Source organism: Pseudomonas sp. B424 (assembly GCF_055408345.1).
In genome coordinates this window covers 102,820-124,376 of record NZ_JBUZTL010000007.1, presented here as the reverse complement: position 1 = coordinate 124,376, position 21,557 = coordinate 102,820, and the positions used below count along the sequence as shown (strand labels likewise).

Here is a 21,557-nt window from a genome sequence, read left to right as displayed (position 1 = left end):
CTCCTCGGGCAATGTCAGGCGTTGGCTAGCCAGTCGCGGTCTTGCAGGAAGTATTCGGTGAGGCGCGCCTCCGGGCTGCCCGGTTCGGCTTTCCAGTCGTAGCCCCAGCGTACTTGCGGCGGCAACGACATCAGGATCGACTCGGTGCGACCGCCCGATTGCAGGCCAAACAGGGTGCCACGGTCATAGACCAGGTTGAACTCCACGTAGCGGCCACGGCGCAATTCCTGGAATTCACGCTGCTGGGCGGTGTATTCGTCGTTTTTGCGGCGCTGAACGATCGGCAGGTAGGCGTCGATATAGGCGTCGCCAATGGCACGAATAAACGCGAAGCAGGTGTCGAAATCCCACTCGTTCAGGTCATCAAAAAACAGACCGCCAATGCCGCGCGGCTCGTTGCGATGCTTGATGTGGAAGTAGGTGTCGCACCAGGCTTTGTAGCGCGGGTACACATCGGCGCCAAACGGGGCGCAAGCCTGCTCGGCCACGCGGTGCCAATGCACGCAGTCTTCTTCTACGCCGTAGTAGGGCGTGAGGTCAAAGCCGCCGCCGAACCACCAGACCGGCTCTTCGCCTTCTTTTTCGGCGATGAAAAAACGCACGTTAGCGTGGGAAGTCGGCACATGCGGGTTATGCGGGTGGATCACCAGCGACACACCCAGGGCTTCAAAGCCACGGCCCGCCAGTTCAGGGCGATGGGCGCTGGCCGACGGCGGCAGGCCGCTGCCAAACACGTGGGAAAAGTTAACCCCACCTTTTTCAATCACAGTGCCATTTTCGATCACACGGGTGCGACCGCCGCCGCCCGCCGGGCGCTGCCAGGCGTCTTCGACGAATTGCGTGCCACCGTCTTCAGTTTGCAGTGCGTTGCAAATGCGGTCTTGAAGGTCGAGCAGGTAGGCTTTTACAGCCTCGGTGCGAGTAGTCATGACATCACCTTAAATCGGGCAAAGCGACGCGGCACTTCGTTCTGAGCGGGGCCGGCGGCAAAGGGCCGCTAGCATAACACCGCCCCCCGCATCACCGCAGTTGACGAAGGTCACGCTTAAGCGTTGGATGGTGGCTTCGTGAAATGAGCGAGGACAGTGCAGATGGCTAAACGTATCCAGTTTCGGGCCCACGGCGGCCCTGAAGTGCTTGAATATGTCGACTTCCAACCCGCCGAGCCGGGCCCGCAACACGTGCGGGTGCGCAACCAGGCCATCGGTCTGAACTTTATCGATACCTATTACCGCGGTGGCTTGTACCCGCTGCCTGAACTGCCGTCCGGGCTGGGCAATGAAGGGGCGGGCATTGTCGACGCGGTGGGTTCTGAGGTGCGCAACGTCAAGGTCGGCGACCGCGTGGCCTACGGCACCGGACCGCTGGGCGCGTACAGCGAACTGCACGTGTTGCCCGCCGCGAATGTGGTGAAGCTGCCCGACGATATTTCGTTCGAACAAGCCGCCGCCGTGATGCTCAAGGGGCTCACGGTGCAGTACCTGTTGCGTCAGACCTATGAACTCAAAGCCGGTGAAACCGTCCTGTTTCACGCAGCGGCGGGTGGCGTAGGTTCGCTGGCCTGCCAATGGGCCAAAGCGTTGGGCGTAAAACTGATCGGGACTGTCAGTTCGGCCGAAAAAGCCGCTCACGCCAAAGCGCTGGGCGCGTGGGAAACCATCGATTACAGCCATGAAGATGTGGCCAGGCGGGTACTGGAATTGACCGACGGCAAGAAGTGCCCGGTGGTCTACGACGGTGTCGGCAAGGACACCTGGCTGACCTCGCTGGACTGCGTGGCACCTCGCGGGCTGATGGTCAGCTTTGGTAATGCCTCTGGCGCTGTGACGGGCGTGAACCTGGGGATTCTGTCGCAGAAGGGTTCGCTGTATGTCACCCGGCCGACACTGGCGACTTACGCCAATAACGCCGAAAACCTGCAAAAAATGGCCGATGAGCTGTTTGGGATGATTCGCAGTGGCAGCATCAAGGTCGATATCAGCCAGCGTTTTGCGCTGAGTGATGCGGCCAGGGCCCAGACGGAATTGTCGGCACGGCGTACAACGGGCTCGACGATTTTGCTGCCTTAATACAAGCGTCCATCCCTGTGGGAGCGGGCTTGCTCGCGATGGAATCGCTGCGGTGTAACTGACACACCGTAGTGCCTCAATCGCGAGCAAGCCCGCTCCCACAAAACAGAAAAGCGTGTGTGCCTACGCCGGGCGAACCACCTTGCCGGTGGCCAGGTCGCGGATCAGGCTCGGGTTTTTACGCCCGCCCAGATTACCGCCCAGCACATGATCGATCTGCCCACGGAAATACTGCTCAACTTTTAACCGTGTACGCGCAGCAGGCAAGCCCGCCGGGTTGGCCGAAGTCGATACGACCGGTCCCACCAATGCGCACAGCTCTCGCACCAGCGGGTGATCGCTCACGCGCAACGCCACGGTGTCATGTACCCCAGTGATCCATTCGGGCAGCAAGCCCTGATGCGGCACCAGCCAGGTGTTAGGGCCCGGCCAGGTGCCGGCCATACGGTCGAGCCATTCCTGCGGGAAATCTTCAAATAGAAAGTCGAACTGGTGAATGTTGTCTGCCACCAGAATCAGGCCTTTATCCACAGGCCGCGATTTGATCGCCAGCAACCGCTCAACCGCTTCTTCATCCCACGGGTCGCAGCCCAAACCCCAGACTGCTTCGGTCGGATAGGCAATCACCGCGCCTGCGCGAATGGCTCTTGCAGCTTGTTGGACGCGCCAGGTGCTGATCATTGAATGTCTCCAAATATGTGCTGCGCGCAGTGTACTTAGCTGGCGCGAGCAAACCAACGCCCACCCTCCAGCACCACACGCCCCTCCAGCTCAAGTTCGGTCAGGGCGGCCAGCAGTCGGGGCAAATCCCAACCGCTGGCGCTGACCAGTGCTTCGCTGGTGTAAGGCGCTACCTGCAACAGTTGCACTAACGGATGACAGCTTGGCGTAAACAAATCCGCGGTGGGTAACGGCATTGAGCGCCAGCCACGCAAGCCCTCCAGAATATGCTCGACCGTCTCGACCAGAGTGGCGCCATCGCGAATCAACTGATGACAGCCCCGCGCACCCGGGTGGTGGATTGAGCCGGGCATTGCGTACACCTCGCGCCCCTGCTCGGCGGCCAGGCGGGCGGTGATCAGGGAACCGCTGGCCACGCTGGCTTCGACCACCAGCACCCCGAGGGACAAACCGCTGATGATTCGATTACGCCGCGGGAAGTTGGCCGCTTGCGGCCCGGCGTCCAGAGGGAACTCCGAAACCACCGCGCTGCCGCTGGCAATCATCGCGTCCGCCAGGGCGCGGTGGCGCTGTGGATAAAGTTTTTGCAGGCCGGTGCCCAATACCCCCACCGTCAGCCCGCCGACGTCCAGCGCCGCTTGATGCGCCGCACCATCTACCCCCAGCGCCAGCCCGCTGGTAATCACAAAACCGGCCCCGGCCAAGCTGCGGGAAAAGGCTGCGGTGGTGTCCAGACCCGGCCGTGAAGCGCGTCGGCTACCGACCATTGCCAACTGCGGTTTTTCCAGTATGGAAGGGTCACCGGCCACGAGTAACACCGGCGGCGCATCGCTCAGCTCACTCAATAGTGCCGGGTAATCGGCGTGGTCGTGCAGCAGCACATGGTGGCTGGAGCCCTCAAGCCAGCGCAATGCAGCGCTGGCGCCATCGCGAACTTCAGGGCTGCGCCGCGCCTGGGCACTGGCGGCGGGCAGCCCCAGGGCGGCCCATGCACTGGCCGGCGCGCTAAGCGCCGAACTGGCCGAGCCGAAGGCTCTAAAGAGGGTGTAATAGCGACGCGGCCCAACTTCGGGCAAGCGGTGCAGACGCAACCGGGCTTCCAGCTCGGCCGGGGAAATATCTGACAGCGGCATGGGATCATCCTTGATCGATTATTCCAACTAAATATAAGGAACAAGCTGTGGATAAGTCTGTTGACAAGTTGTTTGAAAACCGATGAGAAACGCCGGATTGAGCACCCGGGCGACCCTTGAAATTGAATGTAGAAACCCAACCTTAGTTGAACGTCGTACAGAGTCGGCGCAGGTTGGTTTCAAATTGAGACATGCGGCTGTGCAGCACGGCAGCTAGTCGTTTCATCCGCGGGTGAATCCCTTTATTATATGCGCTCGCGTGAAACGCCAGAGCCCGAGCGGGTTCTCTCTGAAGGAGACGTTTTGCACAGGTTGCTCGAGTCCACAGGACCCACCTGACAACCGTTTTTGAATCTTTCACACAGTGCACCAATCAAACTTATGGCTATTTTAAACATCCTCGAATTCCCGGACTCGCGACTGCGCACCATCGCCAAACCTGTGACGGTTGTGGACGACGAAGTCCGTCAATTGATCGATGACATGTTTGAAACCATGTACGAAGCGCCTGGCATCGGCCTGGCTGCCACTCAGGTCAACGTACACAAGCGCATCGTGGTCATGGACCTGAGCGAAGACCGCAGCGAACCGATGGTGTACATCAACCCCGAGATCGAGACCCTGACCGACGAGATGGGCCAGTATCAGGAAGGCTGCCTTTCGGTACCGGGTTACTACGAGAACGTTGATCGCCCGCAGCGCATCAAAATCAAGGCGCTGGACCGTGACGGCAAGCCTTTCGAGCTGATTGCCGAAGGCCTGCTGGCGGTGTGCATCCAGCATGAGTGCGACCACCTCAACGGCAAGCTGTTCGTCGATTATCTGTCTACGCTCAAGCGTGACCGGATCAAGAAGAAGCTGGAAAAACTGCACCGCCAGAACGCTTGATCAACATTTACATGGCACATCGCGGGCAAGCCCGCTTCTGCACCGGTTGCAGGAGCGGGCTTGCCCGCGGTGGTTTCCAGGCCGGGATTGTTCCCGAGCACTCAATTCCAAGTGAGTAATCCATGACTGAGCCACTGCGCATCGTCTTTGCTGGCACCCCAGAATTCGCCGCTGAACACCTCAAGGCACTGCTAAGCACCCCTTACGAGATCGTCGCGGTTTACACCCAACCGGATCGTCCGGCCGGGCGCGGGCAAAAGCTGATGCCAAGCCCGGTCAAGCAGCTTGCCCTGGAGCACAACATCCCGGTGATGCAGCCGCCAACCCTGCGCGCACCTGAAGCTCAGGCCGAACTGGCAGCGCTCAAGCCGGACTTGCTGGTGGTGGTGGCGTACGGCCTGATCCTGCCGCAAGTGGTACTGGATATTCCGCGCCTGGGCTGCATCAACAGCCACGCGTCGCTGCTGCCACGCTGGCGTGGGGCTGCGCCGATCCAGCGCGCCATCGAAGCGGGTGACAGTGAAAGCGGCGTGACCGTGATGCGCATGGAGGCGGGTCTGGACACCGGCCCCATGCTGCTCAAGTCCGTCACCCCGATCAGCGCCAACGACACCGGCGGCAGCCTGCACGACCGTCTGGCCGAACTGGGCCCGCCCGCCGTCATCCAGGCCATTGCCGGTCTGGCAGCCGGTACGCTGCAAGGCGAGGTGCAGGACGACAGCCTGGCGACCTACGCCCACAAGCTGAATAAAGACGAAGCACGCATCGACTGGAGCCGCCCGGCCGTTGAGCTGGAGCGCCTGATTCGTGCCTTTAACCCATGGCCGGTTTGCCACAGCACGCTCAGTGGCGAAGCCCTGAAAGTGCTGGCCGCCACCGTAGCGGACGCCAAAGGCGCACCGGGGCAAATTATTGCGGCGAGTAAAGACGGCCTGATCGTCGGCTGTGGTGAAGGCGCGCTGTGCCTCACCCGCCTGCAATTGCCTGGCGGCAAAGCGCTGAACTTCAGTGATTTTTTCAACAGTCGCCGTGAGAAATTCGCTGTCGGCATCACCCTCGGTCAAACGGAAAACGCGCAATGAACCCTCGTCTGGCCGCCGCCAAGGCACTGACTGCAGTGCTGAACGGCAAAGCATCGCTCAACAGCTCCTTGCCGCTGCAACTGGACAAGGTTGAGGTGCGCGATCGCGGCCTGACCCAGGACCTGGCGTTCGGCACTGCGCGCTGGCACCCACGCTTGTCGGCGCTGGCCAACAAGCTGCTGCAAAAGCCGTTCAAGGCCGCCGACGCCGATGTTGAAGCGCTGCTGCTGGTGGGCTTGTATCAACTGCTCTACACCCGTATCCCGGCCCACGCGGCCATCGGCGAAACCGTGGGCTGCGCCGACAAGTTGAAAAAGCCGTGGGCCAAAGCCCTGCTCAACGCCGTGCTGCGCAACGCCCAGCGCGAGAGCGAAGCCTTGCTGGCCGAGCTTGAACACGACCCGGTAGTGCGTACCGCGCACCCGCGCTGGCTGCAAAAATCTCTCAAGGCGTTCTGGCCGCAGCAGTGGGAAGCCATTTGCGCTGCCAACAACGCACATCCGCCCATGATTCTGCGCGTTAACCGTCGCCATAAAACCCGCGATGCGTACCTGCAATTGCTGGTCGAGGCCGATATCGAAGCCCAGCCGTGCGTCTACAGCCAGGACGGTATCGTGCTGGCCCAGGCCTGTGATGTGCGCAATCTGCCGGGCTTTGCCGAAGGCTGGATCAGCGTGCAGGATGAGGCCGCGCAACTGGCCGCCGACCTGCTGGATCTGGCGCCGGGCCAGCGCGTACTCGACGCCTGCTGCGCACCGGGCGGCAAGACCTGCCACATCCTGGAAGTCGAACCGGCACTGGCCGGCGTGGTCGCGGTTGATCTGGAAGCCAAGCGCCTGGTGCGGGTGCGCGAGAACCTTGAGCGTCTGGGCCTGAGCGCCGAGCTGATTGCAGCCGATGGCCGCGACACCGCCGCCTGGTGGGACGGCAAGCCGTTCCAGCGCATCTTGCTCGATGCACCGTGCTCGGCCACCGGGGTGATCCGTCGCCACCCGGACATCAAGCTGACCCGCCAACCGGATGACATCGCCGCACTCGCCACCTTGCAAGGCGAACTGCTGGACGCGATGTGGCCAACGCTGGAAGTCGGTGGCATCTTGCTCTATGCCACGTGCTCGACGTTGCCGACCGAAAACACTGAAGTGATCGAAGCCTTCCTCGGCCGCACCCCGGGCGCCCGGGAGCTGGATATCGCAGGGCAGTTCGGCATCAAGCAGCCCCACGGTCGCCAGTTGCTGGCACAAGAGGGCGGGCACGACGGTTTCTATTACGCCAAATTGATCAAGATCGCTGCAGCACGCGGCTAATGGTTTGAACAGGGAATGACGGCATGAAAATCATCATCCTCGGTGCCGGGCAAGTCGGCGGCACGCTGGCAGAGCATCTGGCCAGCGAGGCTAACGATATTACTGTGGTCGACACCGACGGTGATCGCCTGCGCGACCTGGGTGATCGCCTCGACATCCGCACCGTGCAGGGCCGCGCCTCGCTGCCCAATGTACTGCGCCAGGCGGGGGCGGATGACGCCGACATGCTGGTGGCAGTGACCAACAGCGACGAGACCAATATGGTCGCGTGCCAGGTGGCCTACACGCTGTTTCACACCCCGACCAAAATCGCCCGGGTACGCGAAGCGGCGTATCTGACACGCGGCGAAGAGCTGTTCGATAACGATGCGATCCCGGTGGACGTATTGATCAGCCCCGAGCAAGTGGTCACCAACTACATCAAGCGCCTGATCGAACACCCCGGCGCCTTGCAGGTGATCGACTTCGCCGGCGGCAAAGCGCAGTTGGTGGCGGTCAAGGCGTACTACGGTGGCCCGCTGATTGGCCAGCAACTGCGCCAGCTGCGCGAACACATGCCGAATGTAGATACGCGGGTAGCGGCTATTTTCCGACGTGACCGGCCGATTACGCCTCGTGGGGACACTATTATTGAGGCCGACGATGAGGTGTTTTTCATCGCAGCCAAGGCAAACATTCGCGCAGTGATGAGTGAAATGCGCCGCCTCGACGAGAGCTACAAACGCATAGTCATCGCCGGCGGCGGTCAGATCGGCGAACGTCTGGCCGAGGCCATCGAAAGCCGTTATCAGGTCAAGATCATCGAGATGAATGCTGCGCGTTGCCGCTATTTGTCCGACACCCTGGACAGCACCGTGGTGCTGCAAGGCAGCGCTTCGGACCGCGACCTGATGCTCGAAGAGAACATCGCGGATGCCGACCTGTTTCTGGCCCTGACCAACGACGACGAAGCCAACATCATGTCGTCGCTGCTGGCTAAACGTCTGGGCGCCAAGAAGGTGATGACCATCATCAACAACCCGGCCTATGTGGATTTGATTCAGGGTGGCGAAATAGACATCGCTATCAGCCCGCAGCTGGCCACCATCGGCACTTTGCTGGCCCACGTGCGTCGTGGCGATATCGTCAGCGTGCACTCATTGCGCCGGGGCGCGGCGGAAGCCATCGAGGCGATTGCCCACGGCGACTCGAAGTCGAGCAAGGTGATTGGCCGCAGTATCGGCGAAATCCATCTGCCACCAGGCACCACGATTGGCGCAATCATTCGCGACGAAGAAGTGCTTATCGCCCACGACGCCACCATCATCAATGCTGGCGACCACGTTATTTTGTTCCTTGTGGATAAAAAGCATATTCGCGACGTGGAGAAGCTGTTCCACGTGGGCTTGAGTTTTTTCTAACAGGAAAAGGAGTCAGGGATGCTCGATTCGCTTGAAAAAATGCTGGCCAAGGGTGTGGATAACTCATTGCTGCGCTTTGGTCTGGGCAAGGGTTACCTCGACCTTGGGGATAACCTCAAGGCGGCTGAGCATCTGCAATGTTGCGTAACCTTTGATCCAAAGTACTCAGCGGCCTGGAAGCTGCTGGGCAAGGCACACCTGGCGGCGGGGAACCGCGATGCGGCACGCACGGCGTGGGAGCAGGGGATTGCAGCGGCGCAGGCCCATGGCGACAAACAGGCCGAGAAAGAAATGACTGTGTTTTTGAAGAAGCTGGATAAAGCCTCATGACACTGCAGATCTAATGTGGGAGCGGGCTTGCTCGCGATGCAGATAGCGCGGTTCAATTTTAAAACCGCGTCGATGCAATCGCGAGCAAGCCCGCTCCCACAGGGGTTGAGTGGCTTTAGTACCAGCGCGCCTCACCCGGCGGGCGTTTTTTGAAGCGTTTCATGCTCCACATGTACTGGCTCGGGTAAGCCCGCACATATTTCTCCACTACCTGGCTCATGGCCGCGCACGAAGTTTCGGTGTCGGTGCTGTACATGGCCTCTGGCGCCGCTTCCAGGATCACTTTAAAGCCCGAACCGTCCGGCAGGCGCAAGGCGTGCAGGAACACCCCGACCGCTTTGCCACCCGCCAGCATGTTCGGCACGAACTTGCTGGTCAGGGCCATGGTGCCCAGGAACGGCACGAAAATACCGGCCGACTCTGCGGGTTCCGGGTCAGCCGGAATGCCCACCTGGCCGCCTTTGCGCACTTCCTTGATGACACTCAAAATGCCTTCTTTGGTCGATGCGGCCACGCGGTTGCCCAGCTGCACGCGCTGTTTGCGCAGCAATTCATCAACGGCCTTGAGCTTGGGCGGGCGGTAAAAAATGATCGGTTTGCACTGGCTGCAGTAGAAGTGGTTGAGCACTTCCCAGTTGCCCAGGTGGCTGGTGATGCCGACCACGCCCTTGCCTGAAGCCAGGGCGTCCTTGAGCACGTCCAGGCCTTCGACTTCACGCACCAGGTCGATGGAACGCTGGGCCGGCCAGATCCAGGCGCAAGCGCTTTCGGTCAGGCTTTTGCCGATGTCCTTGAGGCTTTGGCCTACCAGTTGCTCGCGGGCGACCGGGTCCATCTCGGGGAAACATTTGGCCAGGTTGATCCGCACCACATCGCGCGAACGATTGGGCAGTTTCCACATCAGCCAGCCGATGGCGGAACCAACGCGCTGCACCGCGCCCCACGGGAGCATGGCAAACAATCGCAAAGCCCCGACCAGCAAGGTGCCTTTAAACTTTTCCACAGGGTTTTCCCACAACAAATAATGACTTTGTGGGAGCGGGCTTGCTCGCGATCGCATCACTGCGGTCTTTCTGACAGACCGTGTTGCCTGCATCGCGAGCAAGCCCGCTCCCACATCAGGTTTTGCATATGGCCAGTATTCTAACCGCCGTTTGCCAGTTCGGCGTAACGGTCACAATACGTGGCGTGGTCCATGACCATCCCGCTGGCCTGCATGAAGGCGTAGCAAATGGTCGGGCCGACGAACGTAAATCCGGCTTTTTTCAGGGCTTTGCTCATGGCTTCAGCCTGGGGCGTAACCGCCGGGAACTCATGACGTTCGGTGAAATGGTTGATCTGCGGCTTACCGCCCACAAACGACCATAAAAACTCGACCGGGTTGTCCAGCGCCAGCCAGGCCCGGGCATTGCGCCGGGCGCCAGCCACCTTGAGACGGTTGCGGATAATCCCCGGATCGAGCAACAGTGCCTCTATTTCGGCGTCAGTCATGACCGCCAAACGCTGCACATCGAAGCCGAACATCACCTTGCGATAGTGTTCGCGCTTCTTTAAAACGGTGATCCAGGACAAACCCGCCTGGAACCCTTCGAGCAATAACAACTCGAACAGCCCATGCGCATCGCGCAACGGCACGCCCCACTCTTGATCGTGATACGCCACATACAGCGGGTCTTCTGAACACCAGAAACAACGTGCCATATAGGCTCCAAAGGGTGGAGGCGCGACCGAATCGGGTATACTCCCGCTCTTTAAATCGCAGCCCAAGAAACAGGTGAATTTGTGAGCCAGCCTACGCCAGCAGTGCGTACCTTCCAAGACTTGATCCTCGCCCTCCAGCAATACTGGGCCGAGCAAGGTTGTGTGGTGCTTCAGCCCTACGATATGGAAGTGGGCGCCGGCACATTCCATACCGCTACGTTTTTGCGCTCTCTGGGCCCAGAAACCTGGAACGCCGCTTATGTGCAGCCCAGTCGTCGCCCGACTGACGGCCGCTACGGCGAAAACCCGAACCGTTTGCAGCACTACTACCAGTTTCAGGTGGTATTGAAGCCAAACCCGCCCAACTTCCAGGAGCTGTACCTGGGTTCGCTGAAACATATCGGCCTGGACCCGCTGGTTCACGACATCCGTTTCGTCGAAGACAACTGGGAATCGCCAACACTGGGCGCCTGGGGTCTGGGCTGGGAAATCTGGCTCAACGGTATGGAAGTCACCCAGTTCACTTACTTCCAGCAAGTAGGCGGCATTGAGTGCTACCCGGTTACCGGCGAAATCACTTACGGCCTTGAGCGTCTGGCGATGTACCTGCAGGGCGTAGATTCCGTCTACGACCTGGTATGGACTGACGGCCCGTTCGGCAAAGTAACTTACGGCGATGTGTTCCATCAGAACGAAGTCGAGCAATCGACCTACAACTTTGAACACGCCAACGTCGACAAACTGTTCGAGCTGTTCGATTTCTACGAAAGCGAAGCCAAGCGCCTGATCGAGCTCGACCAGCCGCTGCCGTTGCCGAGCTACGAAATGGTGCTCAAGGCGTCCCACACCTTCAACTTGCTGGATGCTCGCCGGGCCATTTCCGTGACCGCGCGTCAACAGTACATCTTGCGTGTGCGTACCCTGGCCCGTGCCGTGGCGCAGGCCTATCTCGAAGCTCGCGCCAAGCTGGGCTTCCCGATGGCTCCACCTGATTTGCGTGATGAAGTGTTGGCTAAGTTGGAGGCTGCGCAATGAGTGCTCAAGATTTTCTGGTTGAACTGGGCACTGAAGAACTGCCGCCAAAAGCCCTCAATACCCTGGCGGATGCATTCCTGGCCGGGATTGAAAAAGGCCTGCAAAGCGCAGGTCTGAACTTTAGCGCCAAAAAAGTCTACGCCGCACCGCGTCGTCTGGCCGTGCTGCTGACCCAGCTCGAAACCCAGCAACCGGACCGCAGCATCAACATCGACGGCCCGCCACGCCAGGCAGCGTTCGATGCTGAAGGCAACCCGACACAAGCAGCCCTTGGTTTTGCCAAGAAGTGCGGCGTTGAGCTGAGCGAAATCGATCAGAGCGGCCCGAAACTGCGTTTCAGCCAGGTGATCGTCGGCAAGCCGACCGCCAGCCTGCTGCCGACCATCGTTGAAGACTCGCTCAATGACCTGCCAATCCCCAAGCGCATGCGCTGGGGTGCTCGCAAGGTCGAGTTCGTGCGTCCAACCCAATGGCTGGTCATGCTGCTGGGCGATGAAGTGATCGACTGCACGATCCTCGCGCAAAAATCGGGTCGTGATTCCCGCGGGCACCGTTTCCACCATCCGGAAAACGTGCGCATCACCGCGCCGGCCAACTACCTCGAAGACCTGCGCAAAGCCTACGTGCTGGCGGACTTCAACGAGCGTCGCGAGCTGATTTCCAAGCGTGTGGCCGAGCTGGCGACGATGCAGGAAGGTACTGCAATCGTGCCGCCAAGCCTGCTCGACGAAGTGACCGCCCTGGTTGAATGGCCGGTGCCGCTGGTGTGCTCGTTTGAAGAACGCTTCCTGGATGTGCCGCAAGAAGCCCTGATCACCACCATGCAGGACAACCAGAAGTATTTCTGCCTGCTGGACGTTGATGGCAAGTTGCTGCCGCGCTTTATTACCGTGGCCAACATCGAGAGCAAAGACCCTCAGCAGATCGTCTCGGGTAACGAAAAAGTGGTTCGCCCACGCCTGACCGATGCCGAGTTCTTCTTCAAGCAAGACAAGAAACAGACGCTCGAAAGCTTCAACTTGCGCCTGCAGAACGTGGTGTTCCAGGCTCAACTGGGCAGCGTTTACGACAAGGCCGAGCGCGTTTCCAAACTGGCGGCATTCATTGCCCCGCGCATTGGCGGCGATGCATCGCGCGCAGCCCGTGCAGGCTTGCTGTCCAAGTGCGACCTGGCCACTGAAATGGTCGGCGAGTTCCCGGAGATGCAAGGCATTGCCGGCTACTACTACGCCCTCAACGACGGCGAGCCAGAAGACGTTGCACTGGCGCTGAACGAGCAGTACATGCCGCGTGGCGCTGGCGCCGAGTTGCCAGGCACCCTGACCGGTGCTGCGGTGGCCATCGCCGACAAGCTCGACACCCTGGTGGGCATTTTCGGCATCGGCATGTTGCCGACCGGCAGCAAAGACCCGTACGCACTGCGTCGTGCCGCGCTGGGTATCCTGCGCATCCTGATCGACAAAAAACTCGACCTCGACCTGACTGAAGCCGTGAAGTTTGCGGTCAGCGCGTTCGGGGCCAAGATCAAGCCGGCCGGCTTGGCGGATCAGGTACTGGAATTCATCTTCGACCGCCTGCGTGCGCGTTACGAAGACGAAGGCGTGGACGTGGCCACTTACCTCTCGGTACGTGCCCTCAACCCGACTTCGGCGCTGGATTTCGATCAGCGAGTACAAGCCGTTCAAGCCTTCCGTCAATTGCCGGAAGCTGCTGCCCTGGCCGCTGTGAACAAACGTGTGTCGAACTTGCTGAGCAAGGTTGAAGGCACGGTTTCAACTCACGTTGAAGCCCGTTATTTCGACAATGCCAGTGAGTTCTCGCTGTTCTCGGCCATCCAGAAAGCCGACGAAGCCGTGCAGCCAATGGCGGCAGCTCGTCAGTACAACGAAGCCCTGACCCGTCTGGCTTCGCTGCGCGAGCCGGTGGATGCGTTCTTTGAAGCGGTGATGGTCAACGCTGAAGACGCGAGCGTGCGGGCTAACCGCTACGCATTGTTGGCGCGCTTGCGCGGTCTGTTCCTGGGCGTTGCCGATATTTCACTGCTGGGCTAAGGGGTTACCGTTGAAACTGCTGATTCTCGATCGGGACGGAGTGATCAATTACGACTCCGACGCTTACATCAAGTCAGTCGAGGAGTGGATCCCGCTCCCCGGCGCGATCGAGGCCATTGCGCAGTTGAGCAAGGCCGGCTGGACAGTCGCCATCGCGACCAACCAGTCCGGCATTGCCCGCGGCTATTACGATGTCGCCACGCTGGACGCCATGCACGCCCGTTTACGGGCGCTGGTGGAAGAGCAGGGTGGCGAGGTCGGGTTGATCGTTTATTGCCCCCACGGTCCCGACGAGGGCTGTGCATGCCGCAAGCCCAAGCCAGGCATGTTGCAAACAATTGCCACGCATTACGGCGCTGATTTGGCCCAATGTTGGTTTGTCGGTGACAGTTTGGGTGACTTGCAGGCTGCACAAACCGTCGATTCTCAGCCCGTTTTGGTAAAAACCGGAAAAGGCCTACAGACTCTGGCCAAAGCATTACCGGTTAATACCCTAATATTTGACGATCTGGCGGCAGTTGCCGCAGAACTTATCCACAAATAGAGCAGGTTTGAATACTCGCCAACACTCTGTGTAGCGGGCTGTTCAGTCGTGCTTTATCCGCAACGGTAAAAGTCGCTATGTCGATCCTGCAGGCCATCAGAACCTTCTTCTTTTACCTGCTGCTGGGCACCAGCTCTCTGCTGTGGTGCTCGCTGAGCTTTTTTGTCGCCCCTTTTTTGCCATTCCGTGCGCGTTATCGGTTTATTAACGTGTACTGGTGCCGCTGCGCGCTGTGGCTGACGCGGGTGTTTTTGAAAATTGACGTTCGCGTGACGGGTGCAGAAAACATCCCGCAGCAGCCCTGCGTGATTCTGGCCAACCACCAAAGTACCTGGGAGACGTTTTTTCTCTCGGCCTACTTTCAGCCGTTGAGCCAGGTACTCAAGCGTGAGCTGCTGTACGTGCCGTTTTTTGGCTGGGCGATGGCCATGCTGCGCCCGATTGCCATCGATCGCGACAACCCCAAGGCGGCGCTCAAACACATAGCCAAAAAGGGTGACGAACTGCTCAAGGACAACATCTGGGTACTGATCTTCCCGGAAGGCACCCGCGTACCGTTTGGCCAAGTGGGCAAGTTTTCCCGCGGTGGTACGGCATTGGCGGTCAACGCCGAGCTGCCGGTGCTGCCGATTGCCCACAATGCTGGCAAGTACTGGCCCAAGACCGGCTGGGCTAAAAAGCCCGGTACGATTGAGCTGGTGATTGGCGAACCGATGTACGCCAACGGCACTGGCCCACGTGCGATTGCCGAGCTGAACGACCGGGTTCAAGCCTGGAACGAGCAGACTCAGCGAGACATGGGCTCCCTGCCCCCACTGGCTGCACGGGCTGAGACGATTGTGAGCTAAGCAAATTGTGGATAACTTGTGCACAAGTTTTGTATTTTTTCCGAAAAACAGTCGTAAGCCCATGATTTAGATGCTTATTTCAAGTAGAGACTTTTTAACGAAAAACGTGCATAAGTTTTTCTAAGAACCATTTGGAAGTAGGGAATCATCCACGCTGAGCATTCGGCCAGCGAGGTTGAGGCCATGAAAATTAGCCTCGGAGCGTCAGATAGTTTGCCTCGGTTGAATGCCGTCCTCCCGCATAAGCTCGCACACTGCAGATCTGCAACCTCAACAATGGCACTGCACATTAAGGGGCCTTAAGGCTCCATGAATCTGGAGCCATAAGCGCTGAGCACTGTTTAAAAAGTAACCAGACCATCGCCAAATCTGCTCATTTTAATCAGGAGAAACTATTGCTACGCGTCAAATTCGGAATGGATGTAGTTTGGTATTTCAATTGATCGGATTTGAGTGTTGAGGCCGGATACACCAAGGTTTCCAGTTGCCGCGTGTTTTCGATCATTTTCTGATCACCTTTCACAAAATTTATCGAATACGCATTGTCTGGGCCCAAGCTGGTACGGGTGACCGTTACCGGAGTAAATCCGGCCTTGGAAGCCATGGAGATCAGCCTTTCTTGAGACATATAGTTAGCGGGTGTCTCAGCCTCCATATATTGATTGTATGTTCGTTCCAAATTATGGACCGATATGTCCGGAGAGTCGTGAAGCTTCTTATACAACTCAATAACTACATGCATCAGATCAATGTCGTCCCCACTTAAACGACTGGAGTGTTCCGTGATGGTGAGCACCCCTCCTTCTTTAAGAAGGTCAGCAGCTTGCTTAATACTGTACTGCTGAACTTCATCGGATGGAAAATGATGCAATGAATGCTGGTACATGACACAGTCAAACTTGTCACCTTCTACCAATGGGTTTTCTGAAGCACTACCAATTACTTTGCCACTGTTTATATCTGTGCCGTCATAAATGATCTTTTTGACGGGAGCACAATTTTTGTGGATGTCCAACTGGGCCGTTTTGCTATTTTCGTCCCACGTCGTTTCAGTATCAACTTCCAAGACATAAGGTTCGACATAGATACCTTTTGCTTCCGCCAAACTGGCTGACACGTAAGAGGTCAGCTTGCCGTCATTCCCGCCAATATCCAGAACCCTGATTTTGTTCGACCCACGGCCCAGCTCAGGATTCACCTCCATAACCATGGTGGCAATATCATTACCCTTTTTGCTGATATGCTTTGTCACATCAGCAGTAACTGACTGTTTGTTTAGTGCTGTTGCAGCTTTATACCACTCGCATAGCTTTTCTATAAAGACAGCGTTTGGGAGCTTGCGAGGGACATCTTTTGCGAGGGCAACCATGTCAGTGATCAGTTTTTCTTTGTATTCATTACTGATTGAAAATGAATCCGGATCGCAATGGTAGGTCAATATCTTGGCAAGGTCGGTGTTTCGGCCGATATTCTCGCCATGCAGGACTAAATAATCGTGGATGAAAAAATCGCTTTTTGAATCAAGCCTATACTGCACGGGCTCAAATTTTTCCAATGGCCGGTTGTATGTAGTTTGTAAGTTTGGAATAAGCTGTAACATACAGAGTTCCTTATTGACTCATCATTGTATTTAGTTCAATACCCGTGTGTATTTATCAAGGCGATAGAATCCAAATCAGAGTGTGTTAGTTTTAGTTCTTGCCTTAAGTTTTTTTCCCGAGCCCGCATGCCCAGGCCCGGCGTTTTTTGAGAAATGCTCGGAGGAGGGTATTGGGTTGGACCAGATCTGGATATAAAAACAAGCTCATGACCTCTCAAATACTTTGTATTAGGAAGTCATGTGCTTACTTCGATATAAACGACACGTCTACACCCAGATAGTAGATCCCTCAATACATGCAGCCTCCACTACATACCTGGGTATCAGTGGTATCGGCAACAAAGAAGGTTCCACCAAGTTTTGGCAGTTAACCAAAGGCCCTGGACGGTCCTGTAGCAATGCCAGAGAGGCGGGAAAGGCGGGAAAGGCGGTGATGCTATCGCGAGCAAGGCGAATTGTTGCACCACCGCTCCCTCAGTGAAAAAGGGTATCGCTATACCTTATCGATATCCACGTTCCTGGTCTCCTTGAGACACAGCAGGCCCACCACCAGGCTGACCCCGGTAATGACCACCGGGTACCACAGGCCGTAGAAGATATCCCCGGTGTAGACCACCAGCGCAAACGACACCGTTGGCAGGAAGCCACCAAACCAGCCATTACCAATGTGGTAAGGCAGGGACATTGAGGTGTAGCGGATGCGGGTCGGGAACAGTTCAACCATCACCGCGGCCAGCGGGCCGTATGTCATGGTGGCGATAAGGGTCAGCAGCACCATTATCAGTACCACCATCGGCTGGTTCACCATGCCTGGATCAGCCTTGGCCGGGTATCCCGCCTCGGTGATCGCCGCGCGCATGGCGGCCTCGTCAAAGCCCTTGATCTGTTGCTCACCCACCGAGACCATCACTTCAGACCCGGACGCGACGGACTGGGAGGTGTACGGCAACCCCTGTTTCACGAGGAAGGTTTTGACCTTGTCACACGGGCTGTCAAAACGCGCCTTGCCTACCGGGTCGAACTGGAAAGTGCAGGTGGCCGGGTCGGCCATCACCACAATCGGCGACTGGCGGCTGGCAGTGTCGATTTGCGGGTTGGCGTAATGGCTCAGGCCTTTGAACAACGGAAAATACAGCACTGTGGCCAGTAACAGGCCAAGCATCAAAATCGGTTTGCGGCCCACCTTGTCCGATAGCCAGCCGAAGAAGATAAAGAACGGCGCACCGATGATCACACTGATAATCAGCAACATGTTGGCCTGGGCCGGGTCAATCTTGAGCATCTGCGTGAGGAAGAACAGCACGTAAAACTGTGCGGTATAGAAGGTCACGGCTTGGCCGGCGTTGATCCCGAACAGCGCAATCAACACGATCTTCAGATTTTCCCATTTGCCGAACGACTCACGGATCGGCGATTTGCTGGTTTTACCTTCGGCCTTCATTTTCACGAACGCCGGCGACTCATGCATGCTCATCCGAATCCAGGTCGAGATGCCCAGCAGCACGATGGACAGCAGGAACGGCAGGCGCCAGCCCCAGACTTCAAACTGGTCACCGGTCAGGTAGCGGCAGCTCAGTACAACCACCAACGAAAGCAACAGGCCCAGTGTGGCAGTGGATTGAATCCAGCTGGTGTTAAAACCGCGCTTGCCGGGAGCGGCGTGCTCCGCCACATAGGTAGCGGCGCCACCATATTCTCCGCCCAGCGCCAGCCCTTGGAGCATGCGCAGCACCACCAGCATGATCGGGGCCGCGATGCCAATGCTGGCGTAAGTGGGTAGCAGGCCGACAGCAAAGGTCGATAAGCCCATCAGAATGATGGTCATGAGAAATGTGTATTTACGCCCGATCATGTCGCCCAATCGGCCAAACACCAGCGCCCCGAACGGTCTGACCAAAAAGCCTGCGGCGAAGGCCATCAAGGCAAAAATGAACGCTGTGGTGTCGTTTACGCCCGCAAAAAACTGCTTGCTGAGCACGGTCGCCAAAGCGCCATACAAGAAAAAGTCATACCACTCGAAAACCGTCCCGAGGGATGACGCAAAAATGATCTTTCGTTCTTCACGACCGGTTGTTGCCTTGGCGGGAGCCGCTTGTTCTGCAATTGCGTCTGACATGTTCAATGTCCTCAGCCCTGTGGGCCACAGTGATTATTGTTGTTGTCCACTGTCGGTTCCGGATGACTGCGCCCGAAACCACGATCGCGTTCAGGCGACCGGTGTTACTGCCGCGCGGCTAACGCCTGCTGATTTCTCCTGCGCGTCATGCAACGTTTGCAGAATTAACTGCGCGGCTTTTTCGCCAATCATCAGGGTCGGTGAACAGGTATTACCCGACACGATGTTCGGCATGATCGATGCGTCCGCCACCCTTAAACCCTCGACACCATGGACGCGTAATTGAGCATCGACCACTGCCTCGGCGTCCTGGACCATGCGGCAGGTTCCCACCGGGTGAAAAATAGTCGTACCAATACGGGCGGCAGCTTCGTACAGCTCTTGCTCAGTTTGCAGATCCTTGCCCGGGAGGTATTCCTCGGGCGTAAAGGCCTGCAGGGCAGGGCGGGTCACGATACGCCGGGTCAGGCGAATCGCATCTGCTGCGACCTTTAAATCGTCAGGGTGGCTCAGGTAATTGGGGTCGATCAGCGGCGCGTCATCGGGGTTGGCCGAACTGATGTCGACCCGGCCCCGGCTTTTAGGCCGCAAATTGCACACTGAAGCCGTAAAAGCTGGGAAGGTGTGCAGCGGTTCGCCAAAGCGCTCAAGGGACAGCGGCTGAACGTGGTACTGCAAGTTGGCCGAGGGCTGATCAGGGTCGGACTTGATAAACGCGCCCAACTGACTTGGCGCCATGGCCAAAGGACCACTGCGATCGTAGGCATACCGCAGGCCCATGCCGACTTTGCCCCACAGGCTATTGGCCACCTGGTTCAGGGTGCGGGCTTTGGTCAGTTTGAAAATCAGCCGCAGTTGCAGATGGTCCTGCAGATTGCCACCCACGCCGGGCAGTTCGTGCTGCACAGTTATCCCCAGGCTTTCCAGCAGGGACCGCGGGCCAATACCCGAGCGCTGCAAGATCCCCGGAGAACCAATGGAGCCCGCGCACAAGATAATCTCGCGACCCGCCGCGAAGCGATGCTCGGCACCTTGCCAGCAAGCGCTGACATGCGTCGCCCGGCCGTTCTCAAGCAGCACTTTATCGACCTGAACATCGGTCAATACGGTCAGGTTCGGACGTTTAAGCACCGGACGCAAAAAAGCCTTGGAAGCATTCCAGCGCACACCGGATCGCTGGTTGACCTGAAAGTATCCACAGCCTTGATTGTCGCCGCCGTTGAAGTCGCTGACGCTGGCAATCCCGCTTTCGGCGGCCGCGTCACGAAACGCATCCAGAATGGGCCAGGTATAACGCTGTTGTTCCACCCGCCACTCGCCATCGCTGCCATGCAGGTCGGAGTTGCCGGCAAAGTGTTTTTCACTGCGTTTGAACAGAGGCAGAACTTCTTTCCAAGACCAGCCTGTATTGCCTTGCTCGGCCCAGCGGTCGTAATCGCCCGCTTGGCCACGCATGTAGATCATGCCGTTGATCGAGGAACTGCCGCCCAACACCTTGCCCCGAGGATAACTCAGGCTGCGACCCTGCAAGCCGGCCTGCGCCTGGGTTTTGAAGCACCAGTCGGTGCGCGGGTTACCGATGCAATACAGGTAACCCACAGGGATATGAATCCATGGATAGTTATCTTGCCCACCCGCCTCGAGCAGCAACACGCTGTGACGGGGGTCGACAGACAGCCGATTGGCCAGCACTGAGCCTGCTGGCCCGGCGCCCACGACGATAAAGTCGTACACCTTCTTGGCTGATGGCATCCATCACCTCGCCTTTTATTGTTCTTGTCTTGCCTCATCGTATTGATTATTTTCGAGTTTGAAACGCGTGATTTCACCCATGGCTTGTGCGTTTTTGCACAGCCCGTTTACCACTATCGCTTGGGGGATGGCATGTTCGACTGGAATGACATGCGCTACTTTCTGGAGCTGCAGCGCAGCGGGCGTCTGCTGACGGCCGCCAAGCGCCTGAACACGACCCACAGCACCGTCGCCCGGCATATTGAAAGCATCGAGCAGCACCTTGGCGCAGCGCTGTTTGTGCAAAACGCCCAGGGCTACGAACTGACGCCCGCTGGCCAAACGCTACTCAAGCACGCCGAAGCCATGGAAAATGCCGCATTGTTGGCGCAGGAAGAAATCACCCAGGCCATCGCCCCCATGGGGAAGATCCGCCTTGGCGTAACTGAAGGTATCGGGATCATGTTCATCACTTCGCGGCTGCGCGGGTTATTTGAGCGCTACCCGGGGCTGGAAGTGGAACTGGTGGCGGTACCGCGCTTTGTCAGCATCCTCAACCGCGAAGCTGAAATCAGCATCCATCTGGACCGACCCAACGCTGACCTGTTGATCACTCGCAAACTCACCGACTACAGGCTCGCGCTGTATGCCAGCCGCCTTTACCTCGACAAGGCACCGCCCTTGAACAGCCGTGAGGACCTGGCCAATCACTACTGGATCGGCTACGTCGACGACCTGCTGTTCAGCCAGGAGCTGCTGTTCCTCAACAACTTCTGTCGCACCCCGACCGTGACCTTTCGCAGCACCAGCGTCATTGCGCAACAACAAGCAGCGCGTGCCGGGCTGGGCATCGCGGTGTTGCCCAACTACATGGGCAGTAACGACCCGGAGCTGGTGCGCGTGTTGCCCGAAGAGTCGGTGCAACGCAGCTACTGGATCAGTACCCGCCGCGAATTGCACAAGTCGGTGAGGTTGCGGGTGGTGTGGGATTTTTTGCTGGAGTTGTGCAAGGAAGAGCAGGGGGTTTTGCTGGCGCCGTAG

Annotated in this window: 19 protein-coding genes; 11 read left to right on the top strand and 8 right to left on the bottom strand. The window is 58.2% G+C overall.

Annotated elements, in window-relative coordinates; translation table 11 throughout:
- Positions 1-14 precede the first annotated feature (14 nt).
- Positions 15-929, bottom strand: coding sequence for an oxygen-dependent coproporphyrinogen oxidase (gene hemF, locus ACZRMS_RS10945; protein ID WP_463995363.1), 915 nt, complete (start codon positions 927-929; stop codon positions 15-17).
- 162 nt (positions 930-1,091) lie between these two features.
- Between hemF and ACZRMS_RS10940 the strand changes: the two genes are divergently transcribed.
- The gene (locus ACZRMS_RS10940) at positions 1,092-2,069 is read left to right on the top strand and encodes an NADPH:quinone reductase (protein ID WP_463995362.1); all 978 of its coding nucleotides are present in this window, start codon (positions 1,092-1,094) and stop codon (positions 2,067-2,069) included.
- A gap of 123 nt (positions 2,070-2,192) precedes the next feature.
- On the opposite strand, the gene tsaC is transcribed toward ACZRMS_RS10940, so the two are convergent.
- The gene (gene tsaC, locus ACZRMS_RS10935; protein ID WP_463995361.1) at positions 2,193-2,750 is read right to left on the bottom strand and encodes an L-threonylcarbamoyladenylate synthase type 1 TsaC; all 558 of its coding nucleotides are present in this window, start codon (positions 2,748-2,750) and stop codon (positions 2,193-2,195) included.
- A 35-nt stretch (positions 2,751-2,785) separates the two neighbouring features.
- Positions 2,786-3,883: a DNA-processing protein DprA gene (gene dprA, locus ACZRMS_RS10930; RefSeq protein WP_463995360.1), complete on the bottom strand. Its 1,098-nt coding sequence runs from the start codon at positions 3,881-3,883 to the stop codon at positions 2,786-2,788.
- A gap of 381 nt (positions 3,884-4,264) precedes the next feature.
- Between dprA and def the strand changes: the two genes are divergently transcribed.
- The 5 genes from def (at position 4,265) to ACZRMS_RS10905 (ending at position 8,890) form a co-directional block, all read left to right on the top strand.
- Complete coding sequence (gene def / locus ACZRMS_RS10925) at positions 4,265-4,771, top strand: peptide deformylase (RefSeq protein WP_463995359.1); 507 nt, start codon at positions 4,265-4,267, stop codon at positions 4,769-4,771.
- 122 nt (positions 4,772-4,893) lie between these two features.
- A complete protein-coding gene (fmt, locus tag ACZRMS_RS10920; RefSeq protein WP_463995358.1) occupies positions 4,894-5,853 on the top strand; it encodes a methionyl-tRNA formyltransferase in 960 nt (319 codons plus the stop codon).
- Positions 5,850-7,160, top strand: coding sequence for a 16S rRNA (cytosine(967)-C(5))-methyltransferase RsmB (gene rsmB, locus ACZRMS_RS10915; protein ID WP_463995357.1), 1,311 nt, complete (start codon positions 5,850-5,852; stop codon positions 7,158-7,160). Before fmt ends, rsmB begins: the two co-directional genes overlap by 4 nt.
- Before the next feature lie 23 nt (positions 7,161-7,183).
- Positions 7,184-8,560 carry a Trk system potassium transporter TrkA gene (trkA, locus tag ACZRMS_RS10910; RefSeq protein WP_048362207.1) on the top strand — a complete coding sequence of 459 codons (1,377 nt, stop codon included), beginning with the start codon at positions 7,184-7,186 and terminating at the stop codon, positions 8,558-8,560.
- A gap of 18 nt (positions 8,561-8,578) precedes the next feature.
- Positions 8,579-8,890: a tetratricopeptide repeat protein gene (locus ACZRMS_RS10905; protein WP_463995356.1), complete on the top strand. Its 312-nt coding sequence runs from the start codon at positions 8,579-8,581 to the stop codon at positions 8,888-8,890.
- 115 nt (positions 8,891-9,005) lie between these two features.
- Here the strand turns inward: ACZRMS_RS10905 and ACZRMS_RS10900 are convergent, their stop codons facing one another.
- Entirely contained in the window at positions 9,006-9,893 is an 888-nt protein-coding gene (locus ACZRMS_RS10900) for a lysophospholipid acyltransferase (RefSeq protein ID WP_463995355.1), read from the bottom strand.
- Positions 9,894-10,033: 140 nt separating this feature from the next.
- A complete protein-coding gene (locus ACZRMS_RS10895; RefSeq protein ID WP_463995354.1) occupies positions 10,034-10,591 on the bottom strand; it encodes a DNA-3-methyladenine glycosylase I in 558 nt (185 codons plus the stop codon).
- An 81-nt stretch (positions 10,592-10,672) separates the two neighbouring features.
- On the opposite strand from ACZRMS_RS10895, the gene glyQ reads away from it, so the two are divergent.
- The 4 genes from glyQ (at position 10,673) to ACZRMS_RS10875 (ending at position 15,069) form a co-directional block, all read left to right on the top strand.
- Positions 10,673-11,626 (top strand): glycine--tRNA ligase subunit alpha, encoded by a 954-nt coding sequence (glyQ, locus tag ACZRMS_RS10890; RefSeq protein ID WP_019828634.1) that lies wholly within the window; start codon positions 10,673-10,675, stop codon positions 11,624-11,626.
- The gene (glyS, locus tag ACZRMS_RS10885) at positions 11,623-13,677 is read left to right on the top strand and encodes a glycine--tRNA ligase subunit beta (protein WP_463995353.1); all 2,055 of its coding nucleotides are present in this window, start codon (positions 11,623-11,625) and stop codon (positions 13,675-13,677) included. The genes glyQ and glyS overlap by 4 nt, the downstream gene beginning before the upstream one ends.
- Positions 13,678-13,687: 10 nt before the next feature.
- Positions 13,688-14,221, top strand: a complete 534-nt coding sequence (gmhB, locus tag ACZRMS_RS10880; protein WP_463995352.1) for a D-glycero-beta-D-manno-heptose 1,7-bisphosphate 7-phosphatase — start codon at positions 13,688-13,690, stop codon at positions 14,219-14,221.
- A gap of 77 nt (positions 14,222-14,298) precedes the next feature.
- A complete protein-coding gene (locus ACZRMS_RS10875) occupies positions 14,299-15,069 on the top strand; it encodes a lysophospholipid acyltransferase family protein (RefSeq protein ID WP_463995351.1) in 771 nt (256 codons plus the stop codon).
- A gap of 382 nt (positions 15,070-15,451) precedes the next feature.
- On the opposite strand, the gene ACZRMS_RS10870 is transcribed toward ACZRMS_RS10875, so the two are convergent.
- The 3 genes from ACZRMS_RS10870 to ACZRMS_RS10860 form a co-directional block, all read right to left on the bottom strand.
- Positions 15,452-16,669 (bottom strand): class I SAM-dependent methyltransferase, encoded by a 1,218-nt coding sequence (locus tag ACZRMS_RS10870; RefSeq protein ID WP_463995350.1) that lies wholly within the window; start codon positions 16,667-16,669, stop codon positions 15,452-15,454.
- Positions 16,670-17,162: 493 nt separating this feature from the next.
- Entirely contained in the window at positions 17,163-18,785 is a 1,623-nt protein-coding gene (locus ACZRMS_RS10865; protein WP_463995349.1) for an MFS transporter, read from the bottom strand.
- 90 nt (positions 18,786-18,875) lie between these two features.
- Entirely contained in the window at positions 18,876-20,537 is a 1,662-nt protein-coding gene (locus ACZRMS_RS10860) for a GMC family oxidoreductase (protein ID WP_463995348.1), read from the bottom strand.
- Positions 20,538-20,669: 132 nt separating this feature from the next.
- Between ACZRMS_RS10860 and ACZRMS_RS10855 the strand changes: the two genes are divergently transcribed.
- A complete protein-coding gene (locus ACZRMS_RS10855; RefSeq protein WP_463995347.1) occupies positions 20,670-21,557 on the top strand; it encodes a LysR family transcriptional regulator in 888 nt (295 codons plus the stop codon).